The organism is uncultured Nostoc sp. (assembly GCF_964245445.1).
In the GTDB taxonomy this organism is placed as follows: Bacteria; Cyanobacteriota; Cyanobacteriia; order Cyanobacteriales; family Nostocaceae; genus Nostoc.
In genome coordinates this window covers 1-12769 of the sequence record NZ_CAXTNE010000150.1, presented here as the reverse complement: position 1 = coordinate 12769, position 12769 = coordinate 1, and the positions used below count along the sequence as shown (strand labels likewise).

The window sequence follows — 12769 nt, the reverse complement described above, 5'->3', positions numbered from 1 at the left end:
GTCTGTAGCAATTAGCAGTTCTGCAAAGACTGCGATTGCTTTATCTAGCGTAATTGCGGTTTCTGCTGGGAAAGTGAATTCCAGGTTTTCAGAAACAGCATCTGGGCGATCGGGTGAATTTGATTCTACATTCTTCCTCTGCCTCCCCTGCTCCCCCTCTACTTCTTGGCACAATACTTTAAGTTGAACGCTATATTGCCAAGATTTACCGAGTAGATCCGACATCAAATCGCTCATACAGCGCAACTCCAAAACTCCCGGATGGAAGTAGGTAAAGGGAATTAGCGCCATTAAGCCTTCTGAATTAGTGCGACGCGATCGCTTGAAAATTCGCCGCTTTGGTAGAACTTCCTGGGTTGAAGAGTGAGTTACCCGCACTTCCACGTCTGTATTAGGAAGGTTAGAACGAGCCAAAACTCTATACTCCCCTTCCAAAATTTCCAAATTTGGCGATTCTAGGATATGCCACGAGCGATCGCCTTGTTTCTGTATCAGAAATTGCCAATGTTCCATTGTGAGTGATGCCCAGACCGACGAGCCGCCCAATTATATTGTGTATTAACTTGCTTGCAAGTTTACCCCAGTATTTTATAAATGCATCCCTTAAATAGCTATCTAGTTAACTCAGTTTTACTTACTTGCCTTTTGGCACTTTAACTAGTCGCATCAAGGGAATTTCAATGGATCGCCGTGTTGCTTGTGCGTAAAGAAAACTTTTCTTGTTTCCTGAATATTAAGTTTGACACTCTCCAGTGCTAAGTTCACAGGGATGCAATAAAATCGTTGGCTGTATATTTTCAACTTAGCGCCAACTTTTTTTGTATGATTTTTTACCAAAACGTCCATTTGCCATAGACACAACATACAATAAATGTAAGATTCACTTGACAATTTTTATTAAATTGTGATTCCCCACATTTTTGCTACAAAGAGTTAGGATGTGGCTCTTAAGTGTCCTCTGCGATCGCCCACGGCAGGCGCAAAGCACGATCGCGCAGCACGCACCCAACCTACCTGAAGCGTTTCTTTGAACCACTACAAAGCGTATCCTCACCTGAGTGAAATGTGGGTGACAATGAGGATTTACAGGAGGGATTCGATGCTAGTCATCTTAATGGACGAGCAAATCCTTGCCCCTGAGCAAGTTTGCCAGTCTTGTTTACTCGCTGACAGGAGCGGACAACCCCGTTGGCGTGGAGGTCAACTGCGCTGTGGTCAAGCCATTCGCAAACTTACTCAACAGCAGCCAGACCAGTATGAGTGTGTTATGGGTTTTCGCATCGCCCATATAGAATAGTTGAATTTGCCAGCAAAACGAAGCAACTGCGTTATCCTAAGCTCAAGTAACTATTAAAATTTAATCACAGGAGAACGCATAATGTCTTGGCGCGGGTCTACAACGGTTTCAGATCGAATTTTTGCTTGCTTGCCTTATTTGCTGCCCCTAGTTGATGGTTTAGTCTTCGGCAGCTTTTTGTTGAATCAGTTTCCAGCACTACGAGTTCTGCTTTTACCACTGCAACCAGTTTTAATAATTTACGGTAGTTTAGGACAATTTGGACAAATAATTGTGTTCTTTGCCTTGTTCTTATTAGTGGTAAGAAACGAAAAAATCAGTCACTTCATTCGTTTTAACACAATGCAAGCAATTCTTTTGGACATAGTTATATTTTTGTGTTCCATACTCGTGCAAGTTTTAGGACAGGTTCCTGGTACTGGCTTTGCAATAGAAACAGTAGCTAACACCATCTTTCTAGGCGTTGTAGCAGCAGTTGCATATTCCGCCGTCCAGTCTCTACTGGGACGTTATGCGGAAATTCCGGCAATTTCAGATGCAGTGTACATGCAAGTGCGTTAGATAATTAACGGGGTGTTATGGTGTTTTCCAGGCGACCAATACCTTCAATTTCGACGCGGACGCGATCGCCTGGATGCAATGGATTTACACCCTCCGGCGTACCTGTAAGCACCAAATCACCAGGTAGTAGCGTCATAACCTGACTGATATAAGAAACTAGAACATCGGGAGAAAACACCATCTGATCGATACAGGCAGATTGGACTGGATTGGCGTTGTCATTCACAAAAGTCTGCAATTTCGCTCCTGGATTTAATTCCCGCACGATCCAAGGCCCCAAGGGACAGAAAGTATCAAAACCTTTGGCTCGCGTCCATTGACCATCGCGTTTTTGTAAATCCCGCGCTGTTACGTCATTAGCAATGGTGTAGCCCCAAATTTTCGTTTGGGCTACCTCTGGTGTACATTCAAAGGCGTAATCGCCAATCACTAATGCTAACTCTCCTTCGTAGTCAACTCTTTGTGACTGGGGAGGATACTTAATTTCCCTGTCAGATGGAATGATCGACGTGGGTGGCTTGAGAAAGATTAGTGGCTCAGAAGGTACTGGAGTTCCCATTTCGGCTGCATGATCTGCATAATTCTTACCCACCGCTACAATTTTTGAGGGAGCGCAGGGAGCCAGAATTTGGTAATTTTCTGGTGTCAAAGTTAAATCAGTGGGTTGTCCTTGTAACCAAGGCGGAGCATCTAGCACCTGCACATTCAGGGATACTTGTAGTAACCCATAGTAAATCTGTCCTTCTTGATTTTGAATTCGCACATAGCGTTGCGCCATAACCTTAATGAATATCCTTTTATCTGCTTTTTTGTTGCTGTGAGCGGGTAACAATCATCAGTTAGCTTTTTAGCGAACCGATTGAGCCTTGAGCCTGAAAGCGATCGCTCGCTATAATATATGTCCCAATACGTTTCGGTTTATATGTTTGGCTCTCGGAGATCCCCTCAACCCCAAATTTATCGGGGGTTGCCGCAGGCAGGGGGGTATCTTAACCGAACCTCCTGATATATGTCCTTAGGGAAAGATACCCCAAGGCATTGCTGATAGCTTGATCAATCTTTTCTAAAAAAAGACTAGCTACGTTCACTGCCGTTTCATCATTCCCCTTGCGGCTGAGTGAGAGGTTTTTTTGGAATAAGCTAAAGAAATCTGGGGGTCGGGAAGCGACCTATTTTTCATTAAGGACATCCAAAAAATTCAAATTTCGGCGATTTGGCTAATGATTCAAATTTAAAACTGGTAAGATTATAGTTCCTTGTTGCTTCAGATGTTGATGAATACCGACATTTTGAAAAATTAGGTATAAATTAGCATCAGCAGCCATTTCTGTCCATAAGGAGACTGAAAAATATGACTACAAGTTACGAAACAATGTACATTCTGCGTCCTGACCTGGGAGACGAACAGGTAGAGCAAGCAATTACTAAATATCAGAATTTGCTTCGCGACCAAGGCGCTGAAGAGATCCAAATTCAAAATCGTGGTAAGCGTCGTCTTGCTTATGAAATCAAAAAACACCGCGATGGCATCTACATCCAGCTAAATTACACTGCGCCTGCAACTGCGATCGCCCCCTTTGAACGCGCCATGCGTTTGAGTGAAGAAGTGATTCGCTATTTGACAGTTAAGCAGGAAGCCGAAGAGGAAAAACCCCTTAAAGAAGAAAAAGAAAAACCCACTAAAGTGGCAGCAACGGTCTAAGGACTAGGGAATAGGGAGATGAGGAAGAAGCAGGGAAGCAGGGAGCAGGGGGAGACGAAGAAGAACTTCTTGCTGGGGGCAAAGGGGGAGAAAAATTACCTCTTTGTCTCTCTCCTTTGCTCCCTGCAAGAACTGCCCCTCTGCCTCTTTCCACTTCCTAATACTCCATCCCATTCAATAAAATTTTGTTTTTTCTTTTTTCATGACTTGCTTGGGAATGCTACATTAACAAATACTTGCCAAAGGTAGTACTCCCGCAGTTATACCTAAGAATGGACAAGATTCTGAATGGGAGCTGTAAGCTACTGTGAGCCAATCTGATACACCCAATATTCAAGTTCTCTCTACGGAAGTATCGCAGCTACGCCAAGAGTTGCAACTTCGTGATTCCTTAGTACAACAACTATCTCAAGAACTCTTCCGGCTGGTAAAGGGTAACACTAGTTTTATGCCCCAGCAGCCGGACATTGAGCGCGATACGAGCCACTTACAGGCTTTACAAGAACAACTCCAAGCTGTAGAGCAGCAGGTGGCGTTCTACCAAGAGCAAATTACAACTCGTGACTCCGAAATTTACCAATTGCGACAGTCAGTTCAAGAACTCACTGATCGCACTCGGATGTTGGAGCAAGTAGTACAAGAGTTACCTCAAATTTATCGGCGGAAGTTTGAAGAACGGATGACGCCAGTGAGAGAAAAGGTAGCAATGCTACAACGGGAAAACCGCCAACTACAAGCAGAACTGCAAAGTGTAAGTTACCGTTTAGCACTTAAAACTCGCAATGCTAGTCACAGTGGCATTGATTTGCCAAATTTTCCCCGCCCAGCATCCGAAGAAACTAACATTTCGACTCCCCAGAACGCCTAAAGTTATCATTATGCTGGAATCGAACAGGTAAAAAATTGCCAGAAAAAAGTGTCTTGGATACATCCAACTAGTACACCAAGGCATTAACAATTCAAAATTCAAAATTAAAGACATTTCAGACGAGGGTTTAAACCCTGACTGAAACTGATGCTATATGTAAATGTAGGCTTCTTAAAGCCTTTAATTTACGATAAATAAAAACTATGGAGTTATAAATAACGCAAAGGCTGATAGTATAATCTTTCTTACCTTCTGCTTTTTTGCACTAGTGTAAGTTGGTTATAGAACAATTAGCTCTGAGTAATTTCAAAAGCTGGGGAGTCTCACAAATAATTGCATTGTTTTGACCGATTTTGGTCAATTCTTACTTCACTGCTTTAGGTCATACAATGTCTAAGTTAGTTTTAACGGTTTGTAGTAAATACAAAGCGTCCTTAGAACATCAGGATTAAAGTCCTTACCCAACGCGAAAGTTAGTCGCTCATGGGAGAGGCTAGCGCCTTCTCTACGAATTTGCTTATCCATCAATTTAAACTTGACGCACTAGTAGATGGTTTTCAACAAGCAGGTTCATTCATCTGCTTATTAATATTCACTACGTCAAAGCCATGAGTTTCACTCAACATTCTTCTCTATAAAAAAGAAAATTAGCCTGCTAGCACCAGACTGTTCTCTTGGAGAATATGAAAAAATGCAAATATTGCTTGACTCCACCATCCATCTATAGGTAGATTTATTATTTAGCCTGCTAGCACCAGAGTGTTCTCTTTGACGGTGGAAAAAATGTCTTTGTAAGTGGGAAAAATTTCAAATACTGAATCTAGTTGGGTAAGTTCCAAAATTAACCGTACAGGAGCTTGCACGTTGCAGAGAACCAAGCGGCAACCACTCTGACGTGCAGCTTTCAACCCTTTTACTAAAGGGACTAACCCAGAACTGTCCATGAAATTAACTTCTTCTAGGTCGATAACCCAGAGTTGATGAGCTTGGGGCACTACTCTAGCCATCTGTTCACTCAAAGTCTTACCGCCTTCCAAATCTATGCTTCCTTCGGGTTTAAACAAAATAACTTGAAGTTCTTGTGTGAGAATCATGAATTTAACAGGGTAATTGGAACACTTGACAAAAAATTGAAAAAATACATCAATACCTTTTCTCTTTCACCAGCAAAATTGCTGTTTTACCCTGGTATTTGGGTAAATACAGTCGTGCAGTTGAGAAAGATTATTTCAGTATTCATGCCGTATAATTTGTGATAACTTTTATCAATATAGGCATAAACGCCTAACAATTTCGGTATCAACCGTATCTTTTACAAGATTTTCATCATTTAACTGAATATTTATAAATTTTTTATAAATATTTTAATTTCTTTGTAATAAATTATGAAATTATGGTAGTAACCTCTAAAAAATGCATAGGTAATAGTAAAAAATTAATAGTTACCATAGACTAGAAATTATGAATGATTCAGAATTAAACTAATGACTTAATGGCTCTATGTAGCGGTTTAATTGACACCCCGCGCATAAACAAGAAAAGATATAATAAAAGTAAAAATTTGTAAAGACGGCGGTATGGGATGTCTTTAGAGCTGATTTCACTAGAAAATATCCAGGAAGTCGCCCACACTTACGGGTATTGGGCAATTTTTTTGGGAATTTTGCTAGAAAATTTAGGCATTCCCCTTCCTGGCGAAACCGTGACCTTAGTAGGTGGGTTTCTAGCTGGCAGCGATGAACTGAATTTCTGGCTGGTTCTCGGTGATGCAATTATGGGTGCTGTAATTGGCGGCACTTGTGGCTATTGGATTGGTAGAGTTAGCGGTTGGCCTTTTCTGGTAAAAGTTGGTAGCATATTTCGGATTTCTGAAGTGCGGCTGCTGACTATCAAAGAACAATTTAGTCAAAATTCTGCTAAAGCAGTATTTTTTGGGCGTTTTCTGGCATTGTTGCGAGTTTTTGCTGCACCACTAGCTGGGATAGCTGAAATGCCCTTTGGAAAATTCTTTTTATACAACTTTTTAGGAGCAGCTGCTTGGGCTAGTTTGATGGTGACATTGGCTTTTTTTGCTGGCAAAATTGTCTCTTTAGAGCAATTGGTTGCTTGGGTGGGTCAATTTGCGATCGCAGCCTTACTGATTCTCGCTGCCTTAATTATTGTGCCTCTGTGGCTAGAGTCTCGCCAAGTTAAAGAAGCGAGTAGTGAAAAGTAAAAAGTGAGGAGTTAGGAGTTAGGAGTAAAGTAAAAAGTTATTTTTTTAATTTTTACTTTTTGTATTTTGCTTTTTTAACTCTTAACTCCTGTACAGACGCGATTAATCGCGTCTCTACTCCTAACTCCTAACTTTTAATTTTCTGCGACCAAATGCGAGTCGGTAGTCCCCAAACATAAATAAAGCCTTCAGCAGCTTTGTGATCAAATTGATCTTCGGCTCCGTAGGTTGCCAAATCGGGAGTATAGAGAGAATTATCACTCGAACGGCCAACTATCGTAGAGTTGCCCTTGAACAACTTCACTCGCACAGTTCCAGAAACTTGCTCTTGTGTCTTTTGAATAAAGGCATCCAGGGCAACTTTGAGTGGACTGTACCACAAACCGTTGTAAACGATTTGGCTGTAAGTTTCTTCAATCCCACGCTTGTAGTGGGTGACATCTGCCGTCAAAGTCAAGCTTTCTAAATCCCTATGTGCCTGAATTAGCACTAACATCGCGGGTGATTCGTAGATTTCCCGTGATTTAATCCCTACCAAACGGTTTTCGATCATGTCGATCCGTCCGATGCCGTGATTTCCTACCACCTGATTGAGTTCTTCAATTAGTTCAACTGGCTTTTTAGCTATACCGTTGAGGGTTGTCGGAATACCACCGTGGAAGCCAATTTCGATGTACTCTGGCTCGTTGGGAGTATCAGCGATCGCTTTGGTCATTTCATAAATTTCTTCTGGTGGCTCAAATGACGGATCTTCGAGTAAACCAGCTTCAACACTACGACCGAGCAAATTTTTATCAATGCTGTAGGGAGAGGATTTTTTGACTGGTGAGGGGATACCAAACTTTTCCCCATAAGCGATGGTTTCCTCACGGCTCATGCCCCATTCTCTGGCTGGTGCGAGGATTTTTAAGTTGGGGTTTAAGGCGGTTACAGAGACATCAAAGCGAACCTGATCGTTACCTTTGCCAGTGCAACCGTGAGCGATCGCATCAGCACCATATTTTTCGGCTGTTTCTACTAATACCTTAGCAATCAGTGGACGAGCAAGGGCAGTTCCGAGAGGATAACGATTCTCATAGAGGGCGTTGGCTTGAATCGCTCCAAAGGCGTAATCTTTAACGAAGCTGTCTTTGACATCCGCCACGAGGGATTCACTTGCACCCGATTTCAGAGCTTTTTCTCGAACTGGCTCTAATTCATCTCCCTGGCCTAAATCTGCTGCTAGGGTGATTACCTCTTCTACACCCCACTGCTGTTTGAGGTAAGGGATGCAAACGGAGGTATCCACTCCGCCAGAATATGCCAGGACAACCTTTTTGGCGCGACCCATTAATTTCTCCACTTAGGAAAACAAACAATGAGTCATTATTATATCTAAACTAATCCATGTATATTTTATTCATGCAACAAGTAATAGGTTAATTAACTGCAAACCCAGACATTACCGTTAACTCTTGTCTGATGCTAATAAAACGATGTAGCAATTCTAAATTATTATGTGAATAACAAGATTCCCTAACTTTTTAGAAAAATTGGGAATCTAAGCTTTGATATTTTATAATTTTAAAAATTTGCGGGGTGGAAAATCCCACCCCGTTATTCTTGATAATTTGATTTAAGCTTTTGTGCTTGATGGTTTAAAAGATGTTATTTTTTTAGTCAAGAACAAAGTCAACCCGAATACAGACAATCCAAGCATTAAACTTGGCTCTGGAACACTGGTATAAATGACGTTCTGAACAGCCGTACTAGTTGAATCGTTCAGATTGATAAAATTTTCGCGGTAGACATTAAAAGCACTAGGTGTAAAATACAACCCTAACCCCGCTTGGTTAAAAATTGTTCCCGTTTTGTCGGTGAAAACTGACGCTAAAGGATCATCCGCTTCAGTGTATGACTGTCCACCATAGCTAGCAGAAATCTTTAAACCTTCTGCGATCGTTACTTCTTGATCGTCTGCTGCTGCTTGGTCGAATGAAAAAGTGCCCGTGAGAGTTTTATCGTCATTAGAAAAATTATAAGTTAGGGCTGCTGCTTGAGCAGGGATAGTTTCCCCTAACGAAAAAATCAAAGCAGTTCCTACGGTTGCAACTGCTAACTTCTTGAAGATGGAGTCAGTCATTTTTTCCCTTGATAAAAGAACAGGTGCAATAATACCGCAATAGTTTTTTGAGACAGAGACGTGTGTTACCACGTCTCTGCAACAGAAAGCTTTTCAGTTAGTGTCTTAATGAAGCGGCGTATTCAATTTACGGACTTGCGATCGCAGTTTTCATGGCTTGGAAGATATGACTTTGGTCAACCACGCCCCGGACACCAGGTACACTATAAGTACCAGAGCTATCTTTAATCTGGAAGCCTTGTCCTAGCGATCGGGTAAGAGTTGATGCATAAGCACCCTGGTAGTAAACAGGTACAACCCGGCGGCTATGGCTACCCCAGAGATATTTGTAATTTGGATCAGACCCCCAGAAGTGACCAGCATCAGTAGGATTGTGCTTGACGAAGGTGATGTCTTTGGCGTTATACTTTAAGCCTTTAGCCTGATTTGGGTTAGGATTGGGAGTCAATTTAGAGGCAAAGTCATTATTCAGAGTTAGGTAATGGTCATGATCAGCAGTAACTAATAGCAGGTTCTTGCTCCAACCACCATGATTATCTACCCAACTAATGACCTGCTGGACTGCCTTATCAAAATCATTCATGGTTCCGATGAGGTTATCCATGTTGTTGTCATGAGCAGCCCAGTCGATATCGCCTCCCTCAACCATCAACCAGAAGCCATCTTTGTCTTTACCTAAAACGGTTAAAGCTGCTTTGGTTAAATCAGCCAAAGTTGGATTTTCGTTAATTTCTTTAGCGATAAAGCTGGCATCAGTTTCACCAGGAGCCAGAGGACGAACAGTATCGGGTGCAGGAGTATTAGGAGCGATGGGATTACCAGCTGCATCAATGACAGGAACACAATCCCCAATACTACCAGTTATTATCTTGCCTGATGGACACGTAGCCGGAGTTCCAGGCTTGACAACAGAGGTATAAAGTGTGAAGTTACCCAGACCTGTACTGCTGTAGTCACCTTTAGAGGAGCTGGTAGGAATATTGCCATCTTGTCCACGCGCACCATACAGACCAAATAATTTGCCTCCTTTGTTGGGGTCGATTTTAGCAGCCGTGTTTAGCAGTGTCTTAGCTGCATTAGGGCCACGTTCCAAAAAGGTATAGCCGTAACGATTGGACTTAGGATTATTCTTCAGATGCTGGTAAGTGTCTTCTGTAATGTACGTATACTTAAATACGCCATCGGCTGTACTTGTACTGGCTTGATTTTCAAAATCTTTGGGATGACCGCCACCCAATAAAATATTGGGTTGAAAGTTCAGCAATGTCTGTTGCAAAATACTGTCTTGGTTGGTCTTGCTGGGGTCGTAAACACTGTCGTACTTACTACGACGATTTACGAAAGAAGCCGCAGCACCAGGCGTTGCATGGCTAACAGGTACGGAAGTTACCAAGCCTGTAGACTTACCTTTTTCTTTGGCAATTTCCAGGATGGTTTTCAACTTCTTCTCGTAAATGTCTACCCCCATCGCGTTGTTAAAGCTCTTTACTCCCGTATACAGAGTTGTAGCTGTGTTAGCAGAGTCAGGATAACTGTACTTGATGTAATCTTTGTCATAAGTACCAGAATTAGCAGGGGTCAAAGGAACCCAAGGAACAGGGCCGCCCTTACTGATGTCATAACCCGCGAGATTACCATTCTCTAGGCTATTGCCATCAAGTCTATTGCCAGGGTTAAAAGGAGTAGGCTGGAATGAGAAGTTGGGACGAATAGGACTTGCACCAGTGAGTGTATTAGACCCATCCAGAGCAGAGTTACTTGTTATATGGGGCTGATCTGTTGGGTTGGCTGGTGTATTTCCCTGAATAGTTGTGCCGTAAGTAGTCACCAATCCATATCCGGTTAGCTTTTGGAAGCTAAGACCTGAGCCTTTACCACTTGTGTAAAAAGGAGCGCCTTTGGCAACGGCTGCGGCCCGTGCCATATTCCAACCCATACCATCGCCAATCATGATAATTACGTTAATTCCATTACCAGCAGCCATAGTCGGCTGAAAAACAGAATTACCAATTACCAGTAGAATGGTGCAGAGGAAGCCAGCCATAGTAAAGGCTAAAAATCGCTTGTATTTTTGCAAAAATGAAATCATTGCAGTGTGCCTTAAAGTTAATTGAGTAAGTGTTAGCCATTAATACTGATAAAAATTTGGTTCTAGATGACTAGCACCAAAGTCTGAGTATGTAGCAGTCACATCTGGCACAGTTGAGGCTGTAGCTCGACTTTGGTCAGAGGCGGTTGCTGGTTGTTGATTTGATGTTCCTAAAAACAACAAAGCTGCCATAACCAGACCAGATATAAACCAAGCAAAAGCGCGTTTGTACTGTTTTAGTAATGAAATCATTTTGGATTTTTGAATGAGAGTAATCATCAGTAAACCTCTTAGTAAATAACCGAGTTGCAATCAGTGATCGCTATGCTCTGACAGTTAGAAAAATGCCAATAAGCATTATGTTTAAAAGTTTTTTGGCAATTAAATCTAAAGAAATATTTTAGAAATTATAGTAGTAATTGGTAGAATTATCTATTTAGCTATGTTCCAGGTTTTATTTTATTTTGCTTGCAGATAACATTAAAAATAAATCTTGATTAAATAAAGGATGAATTTGCATATCTGAAGGTTTTTTACAGCTAGTTAGCTGCAAAGTTATCTCAGCAATATTAAAAGTTTTGTGGATGTGAGTTTTCAATTTATTGAGTAAGCGATCGCGTTCCTGGATAGTTGCACATTCAACTGTCAAATTGGCACAAAGCATTACCTTATCTAAGCTAATTGCCCAGATGTGAAGTTTTTCTACTTGAACAACACTAGGAAAAGATTTGAGAGATATTTCCACCTCAAGAGGGTCTATTGATTCCGGTGCATACTCCAAAAAAATCTTTAAACTTTCTTGCACTAGAGGTAAAGCACTCAAACCCGTAAAAGTTGCAACGACTATACTAATAGCAATATCTGCCCACCACCAATCCCAAAGATGAACTGCTAAAGCAGCTATAATTACGCCAACAGAACTAACAGTATCGGCAATGACATGAAGCAAAGCTCCCCGCAGGTTTAAATCGTCGTGAGTGTGGGGATGAAGTAAAGTAATATTGAGGAGATTGACGATTAAACCTAATACCGCAATTGCTAACATAGGTAAGCCTAAAATGCTTGCTGGATGTTGCCAGCGTTGAATAGCTTCCAATATGATAAAAGTAGCGATCGCAACTAAACCTAATCCATTCACCAAAGCTGCTAAAACTTCGATTCGCTGATGTCCAAATGTTGCTTTTTTCTTAGCTGGTTGCTGTGCCAAAAAATTAGCAAATAGCGATATCGCCAAGGCTGTAATATCCGATAGAATGTGTCCTGCATCCGCCTGTAAAGATAGACTTTGACTCCATAAGCCTATACTCCACTCAGCAACAAAAAAAACAGCAAGTAAACCTACTGTTATCCACAAATTTTTTGCTTTCTGGTAATTATTAATTACTTTTACAGAATCATCTGCACATCCACACCATTGAAGTGAAACCATTACTCAAAAACCTTTTTACAGCACAGTAGTAGTTTAAAAAATCACACCACTCGTATTTGTGGCGAGTATGTTATCAATTCTAAATGTATATCCTCTATTGTCTTTTAAGAGGCTATGCAGTTAAAGAGTTTTTCTGCCATGCCGATTTCATAAAATTACTTATTAATCTCTTCTCAAAATATGTTTTTTTAGATTCATAAATATACAAAAACTAGAAAAATATGTATCTATAAAAAATTTATCCTAGTTGATTTAAGAAATGGTAATGCTTTTGTTAAAAATGAAAAATTAAAGCATATTAACATTTGTAATTTACAGCAATCATCTTGTTAGTAATTTGTTACTAATTACACAAGAGTTTATTGGTAATCACAACTTGCGATCAAACTACCATTATCGCTAAGAGGATGATAACCATTATCTTTTAGTAGCCTGCTAGTATAGGTAATAAACACCTTTTAGATACGTGATATACCTCGATAAATA

Annotated in this window: 12 protein-coding genes and 1 pseudogene; 5 read left to right on the top strand and 8 right to left on the bottom strand. The window is 41.0% G+C overall.

Features of this window, described 5'->3' with window-relative positions:
* Window positions 1-513, bottom strand: a pseudogene (locus ACFE90_RS22705) (hypothetical protein); the annotation flags it as partial.
* Window positions 514-1099: 586 nt separating this feature from the next.
* On the opposite strand from ACFE90_RS22705, the gene ACFE90_RS22700 reads away from it, so the two are divergent.
* Window positions 1100-1297 carry a hypothetical protein gene (locus ACFE90_RS22700; RefSeq protein ID WP_109010096.1) on the top strand — a complete coding sequence of 66 codons (198 nt, stop codon included), beginning with the start codon at window positions 1100-1102 and terminating at the stop codon, window positions 1295-1297.
* Between the two features lie 81 nt (window positions 1298-1378).
* Window positions 1379-1858 (top strand): Tic20 family protein, encoded by a 480-nt coding sequence (locus tag ACFE90_RS22695; RefSeq protein ID WP_375504542.1) that lies wholly within the window; start codon window positions 1379-1381, stop codon window positions 1856-1858.
* Window positions 1859-1862: 4 nt separating this feature from the next.
* Here ACFE90_RS22695 and ACFE90_RS22690 read toward each other — a convergent pair whose 3' ends face one another.
* Window positions 1863-2636 carry a fumarylacetoacetate hydrolase family protein gene (locus ACFE90_RS22690; protein WP_375504540.1) on the bottom strand — a complete coding sequence of 258 codons (774 nt, stop codon included), beginning with the start codon at window positions 2634-2636 and terminating at the stop codon, window positions 1863-1865.
* 573 nt (window positions 2637-3209) lie between these two features.
* On the opposite strand from ACFE90_RS22690, the gene rpsF reads away from it, so the two are divergent.
* Window positions 3210-3560, top strand: a complete 351-nt coding sequence (gene rpsF, locus ACFE90_RS22685; RefSeq protein WP_375504538.1) for a 30S ribosomal protein S6 — start codon at window positions 3210-3212, stop codon at window positions 3558-3560.
* Between the two features lie 307 nt (window positions 3561-3867).
* Window positions 3868-4428, top strand: a complete 561-nt coding sequence (locus ACFE90_RS22680) for an Npun_F5560 family protein (RefSeq protein ID WP_375504536.1) — start codon at window positions 3868-3870, stop codon at window positions 4426-4428.
* 740 nt (window positions 4429-5168) lie between these two features.
* On the opposite strand, the gene ACFE90_RS22675 is transcribed toward ACFE90_RS22680, so the two are convergent.
* Window positions 5169-5522, bottom strand: a complete 354-nt coding sequence (locus ACFE90_RS22675; RefSeq protein ID WP_375504534.1) for an STAS domain-containing protein — start codon at window positions 5520-5522, stop codon at window positions 5169-5171.
* 488 nt (window positions 5523-6010) lie between these two features.
* On the opposite strand from ACFE90_RS22675, the gene ACFE90_RS22670 reads away from it, so the two are divergent.
* Complete coding sequence (locus tag ACFE90_RS22670; RefSeq protein WP_375504532.1) at window positions 6011-6643, top strand: DedA family protein; 633 nt, start codon at window positions 6011-6013, stop codon at window positions 6641-6643.
* A 127-nt stretch (window positions 6644-6770) separates the two neighbouring features.
* On the opposite strand, the gene ACFE90_RS22665 is transcribed toward ACFE90_RS22670, so the two are convergent.
* The 5 genes from ACFE90_RS22665 to ACFE90_RS22645 form a co-directional block, all read right to left on the bottom strand.
* Window positions 6771-7973 (bottom strand): argininosuccinate synthase, encoded by a 1203-nt coding sequence (locus tag ACFE90_RS22665; protein WP_375504530.1) that lies wholly within the window; start codon window positions 7971-7973, stop codon window positions 6771-6773.
* Between the two features lie 285 nt (window positions 7974-8258).
* Window positions 8259-8765 carry a PEP-CTERM sorting domain-containing protein gene (locus tag ACFE90_RS22660; protein WP_375504528.1) on the bottom strand — a complete coding sequence of 169 codons (507 nt, stop codon included), beginning with the start codon at window positions 8763-8765 and terminating at the stop codon, window positions 8259-8261.
* A gap of 127 nt (window positions 8766-8892) precedes the next feature.
* Window positions 8893-10854, bottom strand: coding sequence for an alkaline phosphatase (locus ACFE90_RS22655; protein WP_375504526.1), 1962 nt, complete (start codon window positions 10852-10854; stop codon window positions 8893-8895).
* 39 nt (window positions 10855-10893) lie between these two features.
* Complete coding sequence (locus tag ACFE90_RS22650; protein WP_375504524.1) at window positions 10894-11106, bottom strand: hypothetical protein; 213 nt, start codon at window positions 11104-11106, stop codon at window positions 10894-10896.
* Between the two features lie 202 nt (window positions 11107-11308).
* On the bottom strand, window positions 11309-12283 hold the full coding sequence (locus ACFE90_RS22645) for a cation diffusion facilitator family transporter (RefSeq protein WP_375504522.1): 975 nt from the start codon (window positions 12281-12283) through the stop codon (window positions 11309-11311).
* Between the last annotated feature and the right edge of the window lie 486 nt (window positions 12284-12769).